Consider the following 21,527-nt stretch of genomic DNA (forward strand, 5'->3'; position numbering starts at 1 on the left):
TTGGAATATACGATGCTAAAAGTTGCAGCCGATATCAACATACCAGCTGCATAATGCTTTTTTGATTTTCAATTGAGAGCTACATAAGGCTAATCATTATCCATAAAGAAATACAATAAAAAAATTATAGTATGGGGTTTCATTAGGTTTGATTAAATCGTTAGTCGTATATTCTTTTATTTTAAAAAAGCCATATATTCGTTTTTTATTTCTTTTGTGAATTTAAAGGAATAAATTCTTAAATAAATGATGTTAAAAAATTAATAGATGAAAACTCGAAAATTAGGAAGTAAGGGATTTTATGTTAGTGAAGTTGGTTTAGGTTGTTGGCAATTAGGGGGTAATTGGGGTATAGATATCTCTAAAGATGCTGCTTTTAATATATTAAATGAAGCTGTTAATAATGGGATTACGTTTTTTGATACCGCCGATGTGTATGGTGATGGAAAAAGCGAAACCCTAATTGGTGAATTTTTGAAAACCTGTGATGCTCCCATACGCGTAGCAACAAAATTTGGTAGAGCAGGAAATGCTTATCCAGATAAATATACAAAAGACATTTTACGTAAATCCGTTGAAGGATCTTTACAGCGTTTAGGAGTTGATTCCTTAGATTTGTTACAATTACATTGTATCCCAACCCCATCTTTAAAAGATGGAGATGTGTTTGATTGGCTTCGCGAATTACAAGAAGAAGGCCTCATCAGACATTTTGGAGCTAGTGTTGAAACGGTTGAAGAAGGTTTAATTTGTATGCAACAAGAGGGCTTGCTATCTCTGCAAGTGATATTTAATATATTCAGACAAAAATTAGTGACTGAGTTATTTCCGCAAGCGGAAGCCAAAGGCGTTGGTATTATTGTGCGATTACCATTAGCAAGTGGATTGTTATCTGGTAAATTTGATAAGGATACTACTTTTGCAGAAGATGACCACAGATATTTTAATAGAAACGGCGAGGCTTTCAATGTCGGAGAAACCTTTGCAGGCTTGCCTTTTGAAAAAGGTTTAGAGCTAGTTAATACTATAAAAAAAGAGATTCTCCCAGATAATTTAACCATGGTACAATTGGCGTTACGGTGGATCTTGGATCACCAAGCCGTTAGTTCGATCATCCCAGGGGCTAGTTCACCAAAACAAGTCGTTTCAAACGCAGAAGTCTCTAAATTACAGGCTTTGTCGCCAGAAGTACATACTGCTTTGATAGCGTTGTATAAAGCTGAAATACATGATTATGTTAGGGGAGGGTATTAATACAACCCTTTTGATAGTTTATAAAAAAGATTATGTTTGACTTGTATTACAATTAGATGAAAAATGAACAAAAAAAAGAGGAACAAGAAATGTTGAAACTTGGGCATATCCTGCCAAATTGGCGGTATAGGCTGATAAAAGTTCCGTATATAAACAAGTTCACATCATTAAAAAACTGAATTCAATCAATATGAAAAACATCTATTTATTCACAATTACTATCCTCCTATTTATCAATTATTCTTTTTGTCAGACTATCCCGAATAAAGTTTTTGTTTTAGGAAATTCTTTAACCCAAGGTTTTGGAACTCATGGAATGGCATCTACTGACACAAATACTGATTATTACTATTGGGTACAACAAGCTATATTTCAGAAAAACGACTCTATCTCTATGAATAGATTTTCAGGAAGTACTTGGGAATCTCTAACAACAAGTAAAAAACGGTTAGCTTTTTTAAACAATTCAGTCGCAAGACAAATTGATGGAAAAGAAGACCTTATAATTATTCAATTGGGAGATAATGTAAATACTGAAGATAAAAGAAAAAATCTTTTCGAAGATGCAAAAACATTATTGAATTGGTTTTTAAATAAAAGCCCTAATTCACGAATTTTATGGGTTTATGGTTGGTATGGAGTCAGTAAAAATATGCCTATAATCCAAAATGCTATATCTGAAGTGAAAGGATGTGAATTAGTAGATATTTCAAAATACAATAAAAAACAATATCAAAACATAGTGGGAAATACATATGTAAATAAAAATGGAAATATTGAAACCATTTCCTCTAATGGTGTAGCTAGTCATCCTGGTGATTTAGGTATGGAAATGATAGCAAATGAAATAATATCAAAATTAAGTTTAAAAGATAGTATATCAGAACATTATGGAAGTAGTAAATTTACAATTGAACTTACTAGTAATAACGGAAATAAATTAAACTTAATTAATTTCAACAATAAAGTTATTATTGACGCTAAAGAATTATATGATCAATTTTTAATTATAAACATACTTAATGAAACTGATAAAATTATTTTTAGTGGAAAAATAAAAATTAAGAATGAATAATATCGGTGTGTAACAAAGATGGTAACCGTTCACAACCCACTAATTGCATAAAAACAAGAACTAAATAAGCCCTTTTAAGGGCTTTTATTTTATGGTGTAAATTCTTTGTAACTTAAAATTAGGGAGGTTAAAAAGGAGTAAAATGTGCTGTAAAGATACTTTTAAAGAAAACCAAACACCTTGTATACTTGCCGCCCCACTTTTAGTGCGTTTTTCTATAAATTTCAGGTACTTCTTCAAGTTATAAGCTACAGCAGAGAGCTGCATTTTTGTTGGCTTGTTTAATGCCTATGGTATTTACTTTTCTAAGTCCCATAAACTGGGTCAATGTTCCGAATACCGGTTCTACGGTGCTTAGCCGTTTGGCTTTCATATAACCTCCTTGTGGGCTGTTCACCCGGGCTATGTTGCGTTCGTACTCCTCGCGGTAGGCGGTAATGTTGATTCGTTTTTCATAACTCTTGCCGATACATACTGTTCAAACACTTTGGTAAAGACTTCTTCAAACACGGCTTCAGGAAACAATTGTCGGGTGCGGCTGATGGTCGAGTGCCATGGGAGTTCTTCATCGATATCATACCCAAAAAAGAATAAAATATCTAAATGCATACTGCAATGAGTTATGAGCTGACGGTCGCTGGTGATATTTTCTAAATAACCCACCAGACAGAGTTTAAAGAACACCACCGGATCGATACTCTTTTGTCTGCTACTACCGTAATATTGTTTAGTGAGACGGTATAGATATTCTAAATCCAACACCTTTTTTAACCGGCGGTAGAAATTGTCCTTGGGAACGCGATCACTTAACTGAAACTGATTGAACAGCTTTTCCTGATATTGTTTTTTACCTTGCATACTTCAATGTAAGTACCTTATGAAAAGATAATATCAACCCTATGTCAATTTTTTGCTAACTTGTGCAACAGGCGCACATGGTATATTGCATGCCGGTTTCATAGGTTTTCGAGCGTTTGTGGCTCGTAAAAAAGTTCGATGTAAACTGACAGGAAATCGCTTCGTAATCCCGCACGACACCATACCATCAAATTGAAGGAAAGCATGATTTAATTGCTGAAAAAACATTGGATTCTGAAATCGATATTCTAAATCAAATCAAGTTCAATAAACTTAAAAACTATTATCATGAAGCAATATAAAAGAACAGCAAATCAAACTGAAATCTTGTAAGAATGGATAAAGTTTATGAAAAGCTTATTGAGTTCAAAAGGAAAATGAATAGTGAGCTTGTAATACTCGAGGACAATAAAATCACCAGAGTAAAACCTTAAATTTCTTAGGCTGATTAATTAATTGTGGAATTTCGGCTAATAAAACCCCTTAAAAACAGTTGTTTTAATAGTTGTCCATTCATCATTTAAAATGCCATAACAACAGGTGTTTCGTTTAAAGCCATCAAGCATTAAGGTGTCTTTACGTAAAATACCTTCTAAGGTGGCACCCAGTTTTTCAACTGCTTTTCTAGATTTTATATTGCGTTCGTCAATTCTAAATTCTACCTTTTCAAATTCCAAAACTTCAAAAGCATATTGTAGCATTAAAAATTTCATATTCATATTTAAACCAGAACCTTGAAATTTATTGCCAATCCAAGTCCAACCAATATGTAAAATGTAACTTTGCCAATTTATAAGACCAAAGCGAGTACAACCAGCATAAGCATTTACTTCTTTGTCAAATACAATAAAAGGAATGGCAGTCTTATGATAATAATCGTCAACGGCTGTTTGAACGTAGGCTTTTAAATCGTCAGGAGTATCAATTTTACTGGGCGAATATTGCACCAAATTAGGTTCTTTTGCTATGTTACATACGTGTTTGTAGTTGCTTAAATCTAAAAGCGACAATTTTACGCGGTGGTTTTCTAAAGTGGGTGCTTTCATGGCTTAATATTGATATATGTATAGAAATCTATTCTAATTAATGTGATTTTTTATTTTCGTTCGTTTGTCATTTTGTACTTTTGCAAACATGATTAAAAATACACTATTTTATGTCATTAACTAAAGAAATTGTTCTAGAGAAAGCCAATGCCGCTTGTAAAAATACCCTAATGGAAACCTTGCAAATCGAGGTTGTTGATTATGGCGATGATTTTTTAATAGCAAGAATGCCTGTAAACTCTAGAGTGCATCAACCCGATGGCGTGTTACATGGTGGTGCTACAGCCGCTTTAGCCGAAAGTGTGGGGAGTTTTGCATCGCATATTTTTATTGATACGGAGACGTTTTTTGTTCGGGGTACAGAGATTACCGCAAATCATATAAAAAGTATTAAAGAAGGATTTGTGTATGCCAAAGCAACATTTATACATAAAGGGAGAACCACACAATTGTTAGATATAAGAGTAACAGATGACGCCAACAATTTAATTTCGGTTTGTAAATTATCTACCATTTCATTACCGAAGAATAAAAGATAATCACTTTGGAAGATTTCTTTAAACGTATTGAAATACAATACAATAACACATTGCCTTTTGTTGCTTATAGAAAACCCAATAGCTCAATAGTTAACGCTTTATTTCAGAAGGATTCTGAATTATATATTGCCGAAACCTTTTTAGAAAATGGCTTTGTATTTTCTCCTTTTGATGATGCTGAAAGCACCATTTTAATTCCTTTAAATAATTCTGATAAGGACGAAGTGGTTTTTGAAGTTACAGTTGAAAATAGATCCGCAAATAAGAACAGTGAGGTTTCAGTAGATGAAACATTGAAACATATCAAGCTTATAAATAAAGGGATTGAAGCTATTAAAAATAATCAATTCACTAAAGTTGTTTTATCAAGAAAAGAAACGGTTCCACTTTTAGAAAGCCATCCCATATCTATTTTTAAGAGGCTTTTAAATAGCTATCCGTCAGCATTTGTGTATTATTGGTACCATCCAAAAGTAGGACTCTGGTTAGGGGCTACCCCAGAAACCTTGATAAAGATTGAAGGGAACCATTTTTCAATTATGGCATTGGCGGGAACTCAAGATTATAAAGGAACCACAGATGTCATTTGGAAAGACAAAGAGAAAAAAGAGCAACAAATAGTGACGGATTTCATTACAGATCGATTAAAACCATCGGTGGAAAATTTAAAACTTTCGGAAACAGAGACCATTAAAGCTGGTAGTTTATTGCATTTGAGAACCATGATTACGGCTCAGTTAAAACCGGAAAAATCTAATTTAAAGCAACTTGTTTTCGATTTGCACCCTACACCAGCGGTTTGTGGTTTGCCAAAATTAGCCGCCAAAAAGTTTATTTTAGAGAATGAAAATTACAATAGAGACTTTTATACAGGTTTTTTAGGGGAGCTGAATTTTGAAAGGGTTATAACACCTAGATCTTCCAAAAAAAATATAGAAAATAGAGCATACAACATAACTAAAAAAAGCACTCAGCTTTATGTGAATTTAAGATGTATGCAACTACAAGGAAATAATGCCAATATTTTTATAGGTGGTGGTATTACTGAAACTTCGAACCCAGAAGCAGAATGGGAAGAAACCGTTTCAAAATCCAAGATTATTAAAAGTATTTTGTAATAGGTTTTTTTAGCTTCCTATTTCTTATTTTTGTTGCTTATATTAGTAGCAACATGATTTACCCAAAAATACCTCTTGCGCAAACGGTTATTCAGCTTTGTAAGGAAAAGAAAATAAAACATATTGTTATTTCTCCTGGTAGTAGAAATGCACCTCTCACGATTGGTTTTACTAACGATCCTTACTTTTTGTGTTATAGCATTGTGGACGAGCGTAGTGCTGCTTTTTTTGCCTTAGGAATTGCACAAAAACTTCAACAACCTACGGCTGTTGTTTGTACATCCGGTAGTGCTTTGTTAAATTATTATCCAGCAATTGCTGAAGCGTATTATAGTGATATTCCACTAGTCGTTTTATCTGCCGACAGACCAAAACATTTAATTGGTATTGGTGATGGGCAAACTATCAACCAAAAGAATGTGTTTGAAAATCATATTTTATTTTCTTCCCATCTAAAATTGGATATTAAAGATGAAAATAATATTCCAGAGCATGAGGAATTACCCATCATGAAAAATATAGAGGATAAGTTAGAGCGGTTTCTGGGTTTTCAAAAAGATATTCAAACGCATAACGAAATTGAAATTAATGAGGCGATAAATAATGCCATTATAAATAAAGGCCCTGTACATATAAATATTCCTTTTGATGAACCTTTATACGAAACTGTAGAAAAACTTACCGTTAAGCCAAAAGCAACAGAGATTACTTTAAAAGAGAAACCAATCGATCCCTATATTATACAAAGTTGTTTGGAAGATTGGAATTCTGCGGCAAAAAAAATGATTCTAGTTGGGGTTTGTAATCCTAATGAGGTAGAGCAAAAATGGCTTAATGAACTGGCAGAAGATAATAGTGTTATCGTGTTTACCGAAGCAACATCCAATTTACACCATAACAGTTTTTTTCCTAGTATAGATCAAATCATTGCACCTTTATCAAAAGAAGAGCAAAAGCAATTAAAACCAGATATTTTAATAACTTTTGGAGGTTTAATTGTTTCTAAAAAAATAAAAACCTTCTTAAGGAAATATCAACCGAAGCAACATTGGCACATTGATAAGAAGTTGGCAAATGATACCTTTTTTTGTTTAACAAACCATGTTGAAGCAGCCCCAAATCAGTTTTTTGAAGCCTTATTGCCGAAAATAACCCATTATGTTAAAAGTAATTATAGAGATATTTGGGCATCAGTAAAGCAAAAGCGATTAGAAAAGCACAAACAGTATTTAAAACAAATTCCCTTTAGTGATTTAAGTGTATTTGAAACTTTATTACAATCCATACCTAAAAATTATATATTTCAAGTAGGTAACAGTTCTGCTATACGCTATGTACAATTATTCAATTTAAATAAAACCATAGAAGTATATTGTAATAGAGGTACGAGCGGTATTGACGGTAGTTTGAGTACGGCAATAGGATGTGCGGTAGTAAGTAAAAGCCCTACGGTTTTTATAACTGGCGATTTAAGTTTTTTTTACGATAGTAATGGATTATGGAATAATTACATTCCTAAAAATTTTAGAATCATAGTCGTTAATAATCAAGGTGGTGGTATTTTTAGAATTTTACCGGGAAATAAAAACAGTGATAATTTTGATACTTATTTTGAAACGACCCATAATTTAACGGCTAAGCATTTGTGTAAAATGTATCATGTAGAATATCTCTCCGCCAATACGGTATTACAAATAAAAAACAAATTACAAACTTTTTATAACGATTCTGAAAATCCGAAATTGTTAGAGATTTTTACGCCTCGCATCCTGAATGATGATATTCTTTTAGAGTATTTTAATTTCATAGCATAGTTAATAATCTTTTTTATAAAAAAAACAATATATTTAACCGTGTTTTATTAACCTTAAACTAATTTATTATGAGTAAAAGAGATGAACTTATTGTTAAATATGCTGCAGATTTAAAAGAAAAATTTGGTGTAACAGCAGATATGGATTTATTAACCAAAGTAACTATTGGTTGTGGGCCATCTATTTACAATGCTGATTCCTCAACAGTTTCTGGTTCTAACGATGCTGAATTAGCGACTGTCAAGAATAATTTTTTAATTAAAAAGTTAGGATTAAAAGATAGTCCAGATTTAGATAAGGGCATTGAGGCTGTTATGGAAAAATATGGTAAATCCAACCGTAATAAATATAGAGTTGTTGTATATTATTTATTAGTTAAGCACTTTAAAAAAGAGTCCGCTTATTAACTAATCTTGAGCATATCATTTACAAAGCATTACTCCTTTTAAGTGATGCTTTTTTTATGTTATTTTTTTAAAATTTATTGCAGTAAAAAAACTCAATCTAATATTATACCTTTGCGGGATGATACATTTAGGACAAATAAACACCTTAGAAATACTTCGAGAAACAGATCATGGCATCTATTTAGTTGACGACGAAAATAATGAAGTGCTTCTGCCTAATCGATACGTTCCAGAATCCTTTAAAATTTGGGATAAATTAGAAGTTTTTGTTTATTTAGATAATGAAGAACGCCCTGTGGCTTCTACAGACTTTCCATATGTAAAGCGAGATGATTTTGCATTATTGAGATGCAGTCAAATAACCGATTATGGTGCCTTTTTAGATTGGGGATTAGTAAAAGAATTGTTTTGTCCATTTAAAGAGCAAGCATTCCCCATGAAAAAGGGTGGGTGGTACTTGGTATATTGTTATTTAGATGAAAAAACAGATAGATTAGTAGCTTCTAGTAAAACCAATCAATTTTTGGATAATAAAGAACTTACTGTAAAAGAATTTGATGAAGTAGATTTAATTGTTTCTCATCCATCGGATATAGGAATGAATGTTATTATAAATAAAAAGCATACAGGATTAATCTATAAAGACAATATTTTCACAGATTTAAGCATTGGCGATAAACTTAAGGGAATTGTAAAGAAAATTAGACCAGGAAATAAATTAGATATCACTTTGGGTCAAATAGGTTATAGAAGTATAGAACCTAATGCAGAATTGATATTAAAAGAACTTGAAGATAATAGTGGCTATTTAAAGCTTTCGGATAAATCGACTCCAGAAGAGATTAAAGAGGCTCTTAAAATGAGCAAGAAAAATTTCAAAAAAGCTATAGGGACGTTATATAAACAACGCTCCATTGATATAAAACCAGATGGGATTTACTTAGTTAAGTGATAAAGTTAAAGTGTCTTCAACCCACATTTTAGCATCGTTTAACGAATTGAAATTCTGCTTATTAAATTTAAAGAAATAATTTTCGACATCAAATACTTTTTCCGCAAACAAGCTATAAGTGACCGTTGCATAGGCTTTAAGACTTTGACATTGATTGAATAAAGGAGCATCAGTAATAACTATTGAATAAGAGTTTATTCTATTACTAATAAGCCCAAAGCTTTCATCTCCAAAGTACTCTCTAATGAGTTCTCTAACAGATTCAAAGTTTCTATAATTAATTTCTACACCTTCATTAAATTCGGCAACTAAATAGTTTTCAAAAAAGAAAAGATTTCCTAAATCTATTGTTTTGTGGTTTTTAACACTTTGATATAACTCTGATTCTTTAATAGACATATGCTCATTTTTAAAAAGCAAGTGCAAAGATACTCTACAGGCATAGAATTTTTACGTGTATTTATATTATTATCTTAAATTCATATTATGTCTACTAATTTTGATGAGAATAACCTTAAAACTAAAATTACATGTTTTAAAATTATAAAAATCAGGGTTTTATAATATATTTGATAAGTGTGTTATTTATTAAAAGAAATGGAATTGCCATAAAAGCATCACATATTTAATTTCATTGCTAAGTATTTCGAATTTTTATTATATAAAAACTAAGGACAAGGTTTTTTAAGTTTTCTAAATGTGACATATAACCGTTACAATTTTTCTATTTTTGCCTTATGATTGATCAAGACACTATTGTAGCTTTAGCAACTCCATCAGGTTCGGGAGCTATTGCTATTATAAGATTATCTGGAGTTAATGCTATTCATTTAGCTGAAAAACAGTTTAAATCTGTTACGGGTAAACAGTTATCAAAACAAAAAACGCATACCATTCATTTAGGCCACATCATGGATGGAGATAAAACCATTGATGAAGTTTTGGTATCTGTTTTTAAAAATCCAAATTCGTATACAGGAGAAAATGTTGTTGAGATTTCATGTCACGGTTCTAAATACATTCAGCAAGAAATTATTCAATTATTTCTTAGGAATGGCTGCCGAATGGCAACAGCCGGTGAGTTCACGTTACGAGCTTTTTTAAATGGAAAATTAGATTTAAGTCAGGCTGAAGCAGTAGCCGATTTAATTACGAGCGACAATGAAGCATCACATCAAATAGCTATGCAACAAATGCGAGGAGGATTTTCATCAGAAATTGCTAAATTAAGAGAAGAACTATTGAATTTTGCTTCCTTAATAGAGCTTGAATTGGATTTTGCTGAAGAAGATGTGGAATTTGCAGACCGAACCAAGTTTAAAGAATTAGTGGGGCGGATCGGGTTTGTTTTAAAACGATTGATAGATTCTTTTGCCGTTGGGAATGTGATTAAAAACGGTATTCCTGTCGCTATTGTTGGTGAGCCCAATGTTGGTAAATCAACGCTTTTAAATGCCTTGTTAAATGAAGAAAGAGCCATCGTTTCGGAAATTGCGGGAACGACAAGAGATACTATCGAAGATGAAATTTCAATAGGAGGGATAGGATTCCGATTCATTGATACAGCAGGAATTAGAGATACTAAAGATGTTGTTGAAAGTATTGGTATAAAAAAAACCTTCGAAAAAATAGATCAAGCACAGGTTGTTATTTACTTATTTGATGCTGCAGAGTTTAAAGCAGAAAAATTTCAATTTAAAGTAGAGATTGAAAAAATAAAAAATAAATATCCGCAAAAACCATTAATTGTTATTGCTAATAAGATTGATAAACTTAATGATGCACAGATTTTAAACCTTAAATCACAAATCACGAACCTAGACTTGTTATCAGCCAAAAATGGACTAGGTGTAGAAGAATTAAAAGCTAAGTTAATCAGTTTTGTAAATCTAGGTGCTTTGAGAAATAATGATACCATAATAACAAATTCAAGACATTACGATTCTTTGCAAAAAGCCTTGGAAGAAATCATTAAAGTTAATCAAGGTTTAGATTCGGGGTTATCGGGAGATTTACTAGCCATAGATATTAGGCAAGCATTGTATTATTTTGGGGAAATTACTGGAGAAATCACTAATGATGATTTATTAGGTAATATCTTTGCCAATTTCTGTATCGGGAAATAGATTTTGATTTAATTTGATGTTAAATGGTTGTAAATCAAATAATTTTCAAGATGAATTTTAGTAAACACAACATTGGTTAAAGTGCTTTAATACATAGCATAAAATAAAGACGGAACATGTTACTGCTCAAACATGACTAGTCTAGTTTCCATCAGCTTTAAATATGTTGTTTTCATGTCTTCAGAAAGAAAAGAGATCTCAAGTAATTTCTTCCAAATAGGTATAGTTTTTTTAATTTGTTCTAGAATTATAGTTATTGTTTTTTCATTGAGTTGTAGCCTTTCTTTAGCGTAATAGTCAATAAAATCAGTTGCTTTCAAATTACTTTTTTTTCCTTTTAGGGCGAGCGCTATGTCTTCATCAGGATTTTTAATAGCTATAGAAGAGTTTAGAAAATCATAAATGGGCGAGAGCGTTGTTTTCCCATTTTTAGTAATTAAAGAAAAGTTTTTCAAATGCATATCCTCATTTCCCGTTAGAAAACAAAAAAGAATTCTTCTGAAAAAATCAGCTTTTTCGATAGCAGGAAACGAACAATAATCGTCAAGTACCGGAATAAGTTTTTCCATTGTAAAACGGTATTTTGTATCCCTGGTATTTCCAGTTAATTGAGCAAAATCTTCTGTAGCCCATTTTTTTCCTTTACCATAGCGGTCAAAACGTTTGATAAAATAGGATAAACTACCATCTTTACCATAAAGCATGCCGTGAAAAGGAACTTCTAAACCAAATGCTTTTGCCATTCGCATGGTTACATCTTCGTTTTCTGGTAATTGTGGAAACAAATCATTTTGTGGCTTTATGATATAGGTTCCAAATTGATCTACAATTTTAAATTCTTGATCCACTATCGAAACAGAAGCACTAAGCTTTGGTTGTACGCCTTGAATAGATAGTTTTTTAGCTCTATTTGCGGCTTCTTGACGTAATTCTACTGCTGTATAAGGCAAATCGTTTAAGTGCGTTAATTTAGGAGCAATCGTCCGTATTCCTTTTTCGCTATACTTATTCGCACCGCATAATTCGTATGTAATGGGACATCTATTCATTTTCCAATAATTGAACTGTTACAGATCCTACTAAATCATTTCCTGTAGCAAGGAGTTGGGAGAAATAATCTTTTTTGTCAATTTTGGCAATACGTAATAAGCCTTCTAACATAACACCTTCAGGTAACAACCCTTCGAAAAAAGGGGGGAAGGATTTGTAACCATATTTTTTGTGGTTAGTGGGCATGGTTAAAGAAATTGCTTCACCCTCATAATTTTGATCGTACTCAAAAATATAGTTGTCCGTGGCAATTTCTGTTAAAATTCCAGCTCTTTTTCCGTGAGTTAATATAATGGCTTGTCTCATAATTATTTAGTTAACGGACTTTTGAATTCCACTTTAATGTTGAGTACTTGAAGCACTGCAAATAGATTATTTAATCGCACCGTTTCTTTATTCTTTTCAATATCAAAAACAGTTGTTTTACCAACTCCTGCTAGATTGGCCAGCTCCAGTTGGGTAAGTCCTGCTTTTTTTCGATGGTCTTTTATAAAAGTGCCTAAATCAAAATCATTCATTATATACTGTTTAAGCGGTAAAAATACTCAATTTAAATGTTTATAGAAACCTTTTTTATATAAAATCACATTTTATTACTGTTATGGCAGTAAATAAAGGAGAAGAGATTAGTTTTTACGGGTGAAAAGACAAAAAATGTATTTAATTACTGCTAAGGCGGTAATTTTTTAATCAAAGAGTTATATATTTGTAGCTTTTTTTATAAGTTACTTCTCGGATATTTTAGATACTCTTATGTTGATAATTTGTAAAATAGATACCATGATAATATCAAAAGAAAACAAAAATTTACACCTTATTTAGACCCCAAAGGATGTGATGTAGCATATTTAAAGGAAAGTTACATATTGGATCTAATCTTTTCTTAGAAATCTAGACTTTTGCAATGGTTAACGGCTTGGCACTGGCTTAGTTTCTGAAATTGGTTACAACTCGTTATACCAAGTTAAAGATACCATTATTCCCTAGCCATCTTAAAGAAATCCTTAACTCTGCTTTAATGCTAGTTGGATTATTCTGGCCCCCACAGTTTGTAAGGTTCTCTATTCCTCGCTTCAATCAATTTGAAAATTTTGACTGCTGGTTTTTAAGGATGAGTTATCAATTTGTGTCTAACTTATCATACTAAAATTGTGATGGAGTAATTTTTATGGATTAAATCCTGTAAAATCCCATTCTCTATTCTTTTTTTTTAGACAAAACATATTTTTTTGTCTAAAATTGAACATTTTTAGTATATTTGTCGAATGAAAGAAGCCTTAGTCAAACAACATATCCTAAAGTCTTCTACAGCTGTTTTCAAAGAATTGGGCTTTGAAAAGGTGACGATGGATGATATCGCAAAAGCCGCCAATAAGGGACGAAGTACACTCTACTACTACTTTAAAAACAAACATGAAGTTTTTGAGCAAGTGGCCGAGCTGGAATACCTTTCGATTATTGAACCGGCCCGAACCATTATTAAACCTTTCCAAAGCCTGGAAGAAAACCTAAAGCTTTACAATGAGTTTAAATTAAAAAGTCTTATCAGTAAAACCACCGAGTATACCTTTCTATTGGAAGACATTCGACAAAACATAAACCTTGCCTATTATCTATTAAGAAAGTTAAGACAAATAGAAACCGCCATTTTCGAAAATATGCTGAACTGGTCACTGGACAAAAATGAAATCACGGCTATTAGTTCTGGAGAAATTCAATTTTTAGCCATAGCTATGGTAACCGCACTCAATAGCTTAGAAAAAGAAATGTTGCTTTTTGGTACCATAGAAAATATGCCCGTCCGGCTCCAGTGGCTTATAAGCATTCTTATAAAAGGTTTAAAAAATTAATCTATAATTCCTAAAACTAAAATCAATATGCGCCAGTTTTATCCCCTTCTTTTGATATGCTTCGCAACGCTAACGCTTCAAAGTTGCAAAAACGAATACAAAACCCGGGAAATCCCCCCAATTACGGTAAAAACTTTAACTCTGGGGAGTCCTGATTCAAATAATCCCAACGCATCTTATGTAGCCACCGGTAGGATTGAGGCCGATAAAAGCCTGCGGCTCAGCTTTCAGGTAGGCGGAGTTATTGAACAATTTCCGGTAAATATGGGTGATTTTGTTCAAAAAGGAAGTCTTATTGCCAGAATAGATGCGACAGCCTACCAAAAACAGTATGAAGCCCGAAAGGCACAAGCTGAACTGGCAAAAGATAATTACAACCGGATCGAGGAAGTGTATAACAAAGGAAGTATTGCTGAAGTAAAAATGGTAGAGGCCAGCTCCAATTATAAACAGGCAGACGCCGCCGCCCAAGCTAGCTACCAAAACGTAAAATTTAGCCGTATTACCGCACCCTTTACGGGGTATGTGGGTCGGAAAATGATGGAAACCGGAGATTTGGCCTCGCCGGGACATCCTATTGTAGAATTTTTTGATATTGATAAGCTCAAAGCCATCATCCCCATTTCAGATGATCAGGTAAACCAGTATAAAATAGGTGATACAGCACTTGTGAAAATAGAGGTCTTAGATAAGGAGTACGAAGGTGAAATCACAGAAATAGCCATACAGTCAGACTATAACACGCCAAGCTATACCGCAAAAATCACCATTAAGAATGATGATAAGAAAATTAAGCCTGGTATGGCCTGTACGGTAATGCTTCCTGAAAGCGAATATGTTTCAAAACCAAATTCTTCCCGCTTCATCATTCCAGTAGAAACCGTATCGGTAACAGACACGAATGAAAATTTTGTGTATGTGGTCAATAGCCAAAACAAAGCAGAACGGAGACTTGTAAAAACAGGAAGCTTATATAACAACGGCATCTCCATCACAGAAGGTTTACAGCAAGGCGATCAGCTTATTACTTCAGGCTATCATAAGCTCACCCAAGGTACTCCAGTTACCATTACAAACAAACACTAAGTCCCTATTTTATGAAAAAACAAGGTTCTATAATAGAATGGGCTATGAAAAACAAGGCCTTTCCGCTGGCATTGGCTTTTGTATTTGTACTGATTGGCTTGTTAGGGCTTTTCAATATGCCCCGTAACGAATTTCCTGAATTTACCATTAGGCAAGGATTGGTCATTGGATATTATCCCGGTGCTAATTCACAGGAAGTGGAAGAGCAGCTTACCGCTAAAGTTGAAAAATTCTTATTCAGCTACAATGAAGTGGACAAAGAAAAGACCTATTCGTACTCGCACGATGGGGAAATGTATATTTATGTAGAGGTTGCCAACCGTGTAGGCAGCAATGAAACCGAACAATTTTGGAACAAGCTTAAAAATGACCTGTTGATCTTTCAGCAGCATAGTGTTCCTCCTGGTGTTAAGGGCATTATAGTGAATAGTGATTTTGGGAGTACGGCCGCGATGATCCTCGCTGTAGAATCTAAGACCAGACCTTATAAAGATCTGCAAAAACACGTAGAAGAAATCGAAGATCAACTGCGCCAGGTTAAAGGAATGGCAAAGATTAGCCACTCTGGGGGACTTACCGAGCAAATTGCGGTGTATGTTGACCAAAACAAATTGGCACAATACGGTATTAGTCCGGCAACTTTAATGCAAAGCCTGCAAACACAGGGTACCATACGGCCAAACGGAACTTTAGAATCCCCTACTTTTGACCGCCCTATAAATATGGATGTGTTCCTTAAAAATGTTACCGATATAGCCAATCACATTGTAAAGACCGAACGGGATGGTAGTGTGATCCGCATCAAAGACATCGCTCGGGTAAAAAGGGAATACGACGATCCGGACTCTTTTATTACAGCTAGTGGTACCAAAGCGATGATCATAACGCTTGAGATGGCTTCCGGCAACAATATCGTACAATTTGGAGACCGAATAGATGAACAGCTCAATGTGTTTAAAACCCAACTTCCTCAGGATATTCAAATCACAAAAATCGCGAATCAACCCGAGGTGGTACAACACTCCATAAGCCATTTCCTTAAAGAATTCGGCTTTGCCCTTATGGGAGTAATTATTGTAACGCTTCTACTGTTGCCCTTTCGCGTAGCTTCAGTTGCTGCAGCCACCATTCCCATCACCATACTTGCCACGCTTGCATTGATGTATATGTTGGGGATGGAGCTTAATACTGTGACCTTGGCGGCTTTGATCATCGTGCTTGGTATTGTGGTAGATGATCCCATTGTGGTGATAGACAATCACGTGGAGAAACTTGATGAAGGGCAGTCGGTTTGGGAGGCGGCTTTCAACAGTGCCAAAGAACTTTTTCCTTCTGTATTCACGGCCACTTTGGCCATATCTGCCACCTTTCTGCCTTTGGTATTTTTTATGTCGGGAGTCGCCAAAGACTTTTTAAGTACGTTTCCCTATACCATAATGCTCGCATTATTTCTTTCGCTTACCATTTCAGTACTCTTAGTGCCTTTCTTCAATACCATTTTTATTAAAAGAGGATTGCATCATAACAAAAAGGAAGAAGATAAGAAGAAAAAATCGATGTTAGAAAGATTGCAGGTCTTTTTTGATAAAAGTGTGGAAAGTGCTATGAAGCACTATAGAATGACCGTATTAATTGGCATACTATCTATAGTTGTGGGTATTGTTCTCTTCTCAAAGTTGTCTCAAGAATTGTTTCCAGTAATTGAACGCAATCAGTTTGCGATTGAAGTTTACCTTTCTAAAAACAGCAGTCTCGATGAAACCGAAAAAGTGGTAAAAGAATTTGAGAAGGTCTTGGCAAAGGACGACCGCATTGAAAACTATACCAGTTTTATAGGCACAAGTTCACCGCGTTTCCATGTGGTATATGCACCTAATCTGCCCGCTAAAAACTATGCGCAAATATTGGTCACCACTACTTCAGACGACGCAACGGAAGAAGTGCTGATTGAATATGATAAAAAATATTCAGAACTATTCACCAACGCCTATTTGCGGATGAAACAACTCAATTTGATTGCCAAACCGGCACAGATAGAGGTGCGTCTTTTTGGTGATGATATTGACACCTTGAAAAACTATGGAAATAAAATCATTGACTTAGCACGGGAAACACCGCAAACCATTTGGTCCAGAACCAATTATGGTGAAATGCAGCACACCATTGCTATCGATGTTAATGAAGAAGAAGCTTCTCGCATAGGACTCACCCGTGAAGCCATCGCCAATACCATAGCTATGAATATGGAAGGTTTAAATACAACACAGGTTTGGGACGGTGATTATGCGATTAACGTTAAAATAAAGGCTGAAGATCATAAAGATCAATCCGTTTCCAGTCTTAGGGAATTATCGATTATTTCACCTGCAACCGGTAAAACGTTACCACTACGTCAAGTAGCCGAAATAACCCCAAGTTGGCAACAGGAACAAATCGTAAGACGTAACGGAATGCGCTGCTTAACGGTACGTGTGGATATTGAAAAAGGTGCCGTAGCCAATGAAGTATTGAGTAAGCTTCGTCCTAAAATCGAAGAACTCAATCTACCCAGTAGCATCACCGTAGGCTATGGAGGGGAATATGAAATGAGCGAGGAAAATCTGGTTCCTATGGGAATTTCCCTATCCATAAGCGTCCTTATTGTTTTCCTGATCCTGCTTTGGCATTTCAGGGAATTTAAACAGGCTGCGTTGAGTTTTATAACGATGCCCCTCAGCATATTTGGTGCAGCTTTAGGATTAATGTTGATGCAGTATCCTTTTGGGTTTACTTCCTTCTTGGGGCTGTTGGCACTGTGTGGTATCGTGGTACGAAACGGTATTATTTTAATCGATTTTGCCAATGAACTGCGCATCCATCACGGGCATTCGGTATACGAAGCTGCGGCACACGCTGCCAAACGGAGAATGCGTCCCATTTTCCTTACCTCTTCTGCAGCTGCCGTTGGGGTTACCCCCATGATCATCAGCAGATCCACTTTATGGGGACCCTTAGGTACGGTTATCGCCTTTGGTTTAATGCTGTCTATGATCCTCACCTTATTTGTTTTACCGGTACTATACTGGTTGTTTTTTAGGAACGAAAAAGAGGAACAAGAAGAAATATCACACACTAATGCAAACGCCTAAAACGATTATGAAAAAAATGCTAATACCAAAAAGTACGCCCGTTGTAATCTGGTGTATGTTGAGTTTTTTGTCCTGTGGAAGCCTACTTGCACAACAAAAACTGAATTTAGAAGAAGTTAAGCAAGCCGCATTGTCGTACAGTAACGATATAAAAAACGGAAAAGTAAGAATAGAACAAGCAGAAGTGGCCAAACGCGAGGCTCTTGCTAATTATTTTCCTCAGGTTAGTGCCATGGGAATTGGCGTGTACGGGTTTGATGAATTTATACCGCCTATACCTCAAATGCTACCCAACGGCATCGATAATTTTTATCAGTCCAGTGTCATGGCGACAGAAGCGATTTATGCCGGTGGAAAAATCAGAAATGCCAATAATTTAGCACGCCTTTTGGCTGAAACCCGAACCATTCAGGCTGAGCAGGCTATAGATTCGGTAGTGTTGAATACAACGCAAAAATACTGGCAACTGGTTCAAGTACAAGAACAACTAAAATCCATTCAAGCCAGTAATATTTATCTGGATGAATTATTAAAACAGCAACAAGACCTCTTATCAGCCGGGCTAATCGCTAAAAATCAATTACTCCAAGTAAGGACTAACCGCAGCCGGGTACTTTTACAACAAAGTAAATTGGGTCATCTGCGTAAACTGGCATTGCTTGACCTAGGCTTGTATGTTGGAAAAGTCTACGATACGACGACCGTAGTCATTGATACTTTGCAGCGCGTTAACCCACCTCAGTTTACGTATGCTAGACCTGATCTCGATTTGCAAGACAACAATAATTACAGGCTGCTTGAAAAATCGATTACTGCATCCCAATTGCAGTCTAAAATTGCTAAAGCCGACTTGCTTCCTCAAGTTTCGGTGGGGATTAATGCGGGTTATTTTGGGTCATTCAACAACGCTTTTGACAGTCAGTTTATGCCGTTTGCTTTTGGGATGGTGAGTATACCCATATCCGACTGGTGGGGTGCCGGTCGCCAAAAAGTAAAGCAAAAAGCACTGCAGGAAAAAATTGTTCAAAATAGTTTTGAAAATCGAAAAGACCAGCTTACGATAGGAATTATGAAATCGTGGTATGACCTGATGGATGCCTTTAAGCAGATTAAATATGCGAAAGAAAATAGGGACTATGCCAATGAGAACCTAAAGGTACAACGGGATAATTATAACAGCGGACTTAACAATCTTTCCGATCTATTAGATGCCCAACAACAAGAACAAGCTGCGGAAGCTGAGTACGTCAATGCCTATGCCAACTACAGAATAGCAGAATCGAAGTATTTGTTCATAACCGATAATTTATAATACAGGAGGAGTTCTCTATTGAACCACCTTAGGATACAGCTTCTAATAGCTTATTAATATGAAACTAAAAAAATCAGTCCTTCTAGCTTTTGCTGGTGTTATCTTTCTTGGTGTCTCCAGTGTTGGAGCACAAATCATAACGAGAGAACAGTTTAAGGATTCTGTCCAAAAACTTCCCTATTTCTCCATTCATAAGGACAATTATTTTGTCACCGGGATTCCTACCAATACAGCAATAAGCTCAAGTAGTTCCGATGCTAAATACCAAATCAGTTTTAAACAGATGATCACCCGGGATAAATTGCCTTGGGATACGTATTTGTTCCTCACTTATACCCAAAAAGCTTTTTGGAACATCTATGAAGATTCTTTTCCTTTTAAAGACATCAATTTCAATCCTTCTATAACATGGGGAAAACCCATTTTTGATAAGAAGGATCGGTTAAGAGGCCTCTTTACTGTATCTTTGGAGCATGAATCGAACGGACGTGACAGTATTTACTCTCGAAGTTGGAACCGGATAACCTTTTCCTATATCACGAAGATTTTTAAGAATACCCGTGGAAGTTTTGAGCTGTGGGCACCTTTTGCCTACAAAAATGAAAATCGTGAACTCTTAGAGTATACCGGTCTTGGGGAAGTAAACCTAGAACATGAGTGGAAACCTAACAAGCTGTATGTTACCCTCAGAATGCGAAAGGGACTAAACTTTGACGCAAAGGGCTTCATAAGATCGCGTATATATTTCAATCCTTTTAAACAAAATCATTCAAATCAATACTTCATGTTGGAATATTATCTGGGTCAGGCAGAAGGCCTGCTCAATTATAAGGAATCAAAAAGTATGATTCGTGTAGGTTATGTGATCAAAACAAATGAATTTTCTTTTTTTAGATAGTTAACATATGACAATGCGTTTAGGTTCTAACGCATTAGTGGCTTACAATTCTATAAATCCATTTGGGTTTTCACAGTAAGCTGCCAAAGAACAAAATGTTCTGAACAACCTCGATTTGTAATCTATGGCTCCCGTATTTCTTGCTTCAGTAATGAAAAGTGCTCTTGTCGATCCCGAGCTCTCAGGATATCTCCTTGACGCTCTTCACTAGTTCGTTCTCTTTCAGTATCCGGACCATCTAGCTCTCGGTAAATTTACTTTTTAGTTCATCAGTTAAATGAAGTGCCGAATGCCAAAGGTGAAACATTTGTTTCTTAATTTATTACACATCCTTGTAAATAATTGATTAAAATTAACAAAATCGTGTATGTTTGTTAGGTAAAATAATTTTACACAAGCAAATTCATTAGATTTGTTTAATCTAAAACTTTCAGCAAATACATGAATCTTATAATTTCCGAAATACAAAAAGGAAATCGAAAAGTCTTTAAAATTTTTTTTGATAAGCATTATGCAGATTTAGTGACGTATGCAAATGGTTATCTTTTCGATAAAGATTCAAGCGAAGATATAGTGCAAGAAGTCTTTATTTACATATGGGAAGAAGCCAGTAAGATAAATATAGAAACTTCTTTAAAAGGATACCTATATTCTATGGTAAGAAACAGATGCTTAAACTATTTGAAATCGATTAAGATCACAGATAGTTTTGAGATATTAGAATTTAATATAAATTTAATTACGGAGCATGTTTTCAACTCTGCTTCTGAAGAGGATAAAAGTATAGTGTATCATCAAATTTTGAAAATTGTTGATACCCTACCAGAAAAAATGCAACAGGTAGTTAAATTAAAATTTCTACACAATTATAAATATACAGAAATTGCCCAAGAGTTAAACATATCGGTTAATACTGTTAAAACCCAATTAAAAAGGGCGAAAGAAAAAATTACAGAATTATTATCAATTATTCTTGTTTTGCTTCAAATACATCATTAAAAACTCCTATGTATT

The 21,527-nt window shown here is 34.6% G+C and carries 21 protein-coding genes; 14 read left to right on the forward strand and 7 right to left on the reverse strand.

The genetic code is table 11. The features are described from left to right. Positions 1-267: 267 nt before the first annotated feature. Both DKT72_RS04535 and DKT72_RS04540 read left to right on the forward strand, forming a co-directional pair. Positions 268-1,254 (forward strand): aldo/keto reductase, encoded by a 987-nt coding sequence (locus tag DKT72_RS04535; RefSeq protein ID WP_111307523.1) that lies wholly within the window; start codon positions 268-270, stop codon positions 1,252-1,254. A gap of 190 nt (positions 1,255-1,444) precedes the next feature. Further along, positions 1,445-2,329, forward strand: a complete 885-nt coding sequence (locus DKT72_RS04540) for an SGNH/GDSL hydrolase family protein (protein ID WP_111307524.1) — start codon at positions 1,445-1,447, stop codon at positions 2,327-2,329. A 241-nt stretch (positions 2,330-2,570) separates the two neighbouring features. Here the strand turns inward: DKT72_RS04540 and DKT72_RS18500 are convergent, their stop codons facing one another. From DKT72_RS18500 to DKT72_RS04560, 3 genes are all read right to left on the reverse strand, one after another. Next, the gene (locus DKT72_RS18500) at positions 2,571-2,798 is read right to left on the reverse strand and encodes a transposase (protein ID WP_317048421.1); all 228 of its coding nucleotides are present in this window, start codon (positions 2,796-2,798) and stop codon (positions 2,571-2,573) included. Next, the gene (locus DKT72_RS04550) at positions 2,732-3,187 is read right to left on the reverse strand and encodes a transposase (protein WP_111307525.1); all 456 of its coding nucleotides are present in this window, start codon (positions 3,185-3,187) and stop codon (positions 2,732-2,734) included. The genes DKT72_RS18500 and DKT72_RS04550 overlap by 67 nt, the downstream gene beginning before the upstream one ends. Positions 3,188-3,657: 470 nt before the next feature. After that, positions 3,658-4,233, reverse strand: coding sequence for a GNAT family N-acetyltransferase (locus DKT72_RS04560; protein WP_111307527.1), 576 nt, complete (start codon positions 4,231-4,233; stop codon positions 3,658-3,660). Positions 4,234-4,343: 110 nt separating this feature from the next. Between DKT72_RS04560 and DKT72_RS04565 the strand changes: the two genes are divergently transcribed. The 5 genes from DKT72_RS04565 to DKT72_RS04585 all read left to right on the forward strand — a co-directional run bounded on the left by DKT72_RS04565 (position 4,344) and on the right by DKT72_RS04585 (position 9,063). Beyond that, the gene (locus tag DKT72_RS04565; protein ID WP_111307528.1) at positions 4,344-4,772 is read left to right on the forward strand and encodes a PaaI family thioesterase; all 429 of its coding nucleotides are present in this window, start codon (positions 4,344-4,346) and stop codon (positions 4,770-4,772) included. Positions 4,773-4,777: 5 nt separating this feature from the next. Then, on the forward strand, positions 4,778-5,890 hold the full coding sequence (locus tag DKT72_RS04570) for a chorismate-binding protein (protein WP_235841611.1): 1,113 nt from the start codon (positions 4,778-4,780) through the stop codon (positions 5,888-5,890). A 53-nt stretch (positions 5,891-5,943) separates the two neighbouring features. Continuing rightward, a complete protein-coding gene (menD, locus tag DKT72_RS04575; RefSeq protein WP_111307530.1) occupies positions 5,944-7,704 on the forward strand; it encodes a 2-succinyl-5-enolpyruvyl-6-hydroxy-3-cyclohexene-1-carboxylate synthase in 1,761 nt (586 codons plus the stop codon). 68 nt (positions 7,705-7,772) lie between these two features. After that, on the forward strand, positions 7,773-8,111 hold the full coding sequence (locus DKT72_RS04580; protein WP_111307531.1) for a DUF2853 family protein: 339 nt from the start codon (positions 7,773-7,775) through the stop codon (positions 8,109-8,111). Between the two features lie 118 nt (positions 8,112-8,229). Continuing rightward, positions 8,230-9,063 carry a CvfB family protein gene (locus DKT72_RS04585; RefSeq protein WP_111307532.1) on the forward strand — a complete coding sequence of 278 codons (834 nt, stop codon included), beginning with the start codon at positions 8,230-8,232 and terminating at the stop codon, positions 9,061-9,063. Here DKT72_RS04585 and DKT72_RS04590 read toward each other — a convergent pair. Next, on the reverse strand, positions 9,052-9,462 hold the full coding sequence (locus tag DKT72_RS04590) for a hypothetical protein (RefSeq protein WP_111307533.1): 411 nt from the start codon (positions 9,460-9,462) through the stop codon (positions 9,052-9,054). The genes DKT72_RS04585 and DKT72_RS04590 overlap by 12 nt on opposite strands. A gap of 338 nt (positions 9,463-9,800) precedes the next feature. Here DKT72_RS04590 and mnmE point away from each other — a divergent pair, with 338 nt between their 5' ends. Beyond that, positions 9,801-11,189: a tRNA uridine-5-carboxymethylaminomethyl(34) synthesis GTPase MnmE gene (mnmE, locus tag DKT72_RS04595; protein ID WP_111307534.1), complete on the forward strand. Its 1,389-nt coding sequence runs from the start codon at positions 9,801-9,803 to the stop codon at positions 11,187-11,189. Between the two features lie 119 nt (positions 11,190-11,308). Here mnmE and DKT72_RS04600 read toward each other — a convergent pair whose 3' ends face one another. Genes DKT72_RS04600 through DKT72_RS04610 form a run of 3 tightly spaced genes read right to left on the reverse strand, consistent with a single transcriptional unit; the run spans position 11,309 to position 12,757 of the window. Beyond that, on the reverse strand, positions 11,309-12,238 hold the full coding sequence (locus tag DKT72_RS04600; protein ID WP_111307535.1) for a HipA domain-containing protein: 930 nt from the start codon (positions 12,236-12,238) through the stop codon (positions 11,309-11,311). Next, positions 12,231-12,545, reverse strand: coding sequence for a HipA N-terminal domain-containing protein (locus DKT72_RS04605; RefSeq protein WP_111307536.1), 315 nt, complete (start codon positions 12,543-12,545; stop codon positions 12,231-12,233). Before DKT72_RS04605 ends, DKT72_RS04600 begins: the two co-directional genes overlap by 8 nt. A gap of 2 nt (positions 12,546-12,547) precedes the next feature. Continuing rightward, on the reverse strand, positions 12,548-12,757 hold the full coding sequence (locus DKT72_RS04610) for a type II toxin-antitoxin system Y4mF family antitoxin (RefSeq protein ID WP_111307537.1): 210 nt from the start codon (positions 12,755-12,757) through the stop codon (positions 12,548-12,550). Positions 12,758-13,504: 747 nt separating this feature from the next. On the opposite strand from DKT72_RS04610, the gene DKT72_RS04615 reads away from it, so the two are divergent. The 6 genes from DKT72_RS04615 to DKT72_RS04640 all read left to right on the forward strand — a co-directional run bounded on the left by DKT72_RS04615 (position 13,505) and on the right by DKT72_RS04640 (position 21,512). Beyond that, a complete protein-coding gene (locus tag DKT72_RS04615; protein WP_111307538.1) occupies positions 13,505-14,089 on the forward strand; it encodes a TetR/AcrR family transcriptional regulator in 585 nt (194 codons plus the stop codon). A 27-nt stretch (positions 14,090-14,116) separates the two neighbouring features. Further along, positions 14,117-15,175 (forward strand): efflux RND transporter periplasmic adaptor subunit, encoded by a 1,059-nt coding sequence (locus DKT72_RS04620; protein WP_111307539.1) that lies wholly within the window; start codon positions 14,117-14,119, stop codon positions 15,173-15,175. A gap of 11 nt (positions 15,176-15,186) precedes the next feature. Then, complete coding sequence (locus tag DKT72_RS04625) at positions 15,187-18,303, forward strand: efflux RND transporter permease subunit (RefSeq protein WP_111307540.1); 3,117 nt, start codon at positions 15,187-15,189, stop codon at positions 18,301-18,303. 7 nt (positions 18,304-18,310) lie between these two features. Then, positions 18,311-19,615 carry a TolC family protein gene (locus tag DKT72_RS04630; protein ID WP_235841612.1) on the forward strand — a complete coding sequence of 435 codons (1,305 nt, stop codon included), beginning with the start codon at positions 18,311-18,313 and terminating at the stop codon, positions 19,613-19,615. 58 nt (positions 19,616-19,673) lie between these two features. Further along, entirely contained in the window at positions 19,674-20,513 is an 840-nt protein-coding gene (locus DKT72_RS04635) for a phospholipase A (protein WP_111307541.1), read from the forward strand. A gap of 441 nt (positions 20,514-20,954) precedes the next feature. Beyond that, the gene (locus DKT72_RS04640; protein ID WP_111307542.1) at positions 20,955-21,512 is read left to right on the forward strand and encodes an RNA polymerase sigma factor; all 558 of its coding nucleotides are present in this window, start codon (positions 20,955-20,957) and stop codon (positions 21,510-21,512) included. Positions 21,513-21,527 lie beyond the last annotated feature (15 nt).

Origin of the sequence: Confluentibacter sediminis, assembly GCF_003258355.1 — a bacterium.
GTDB lineage: Bacteria > Bacteroidota > Bacteroidia > Flavobacteriales > Flavobacteriaceae > Confluentibacter > Confluentibacter sediminis.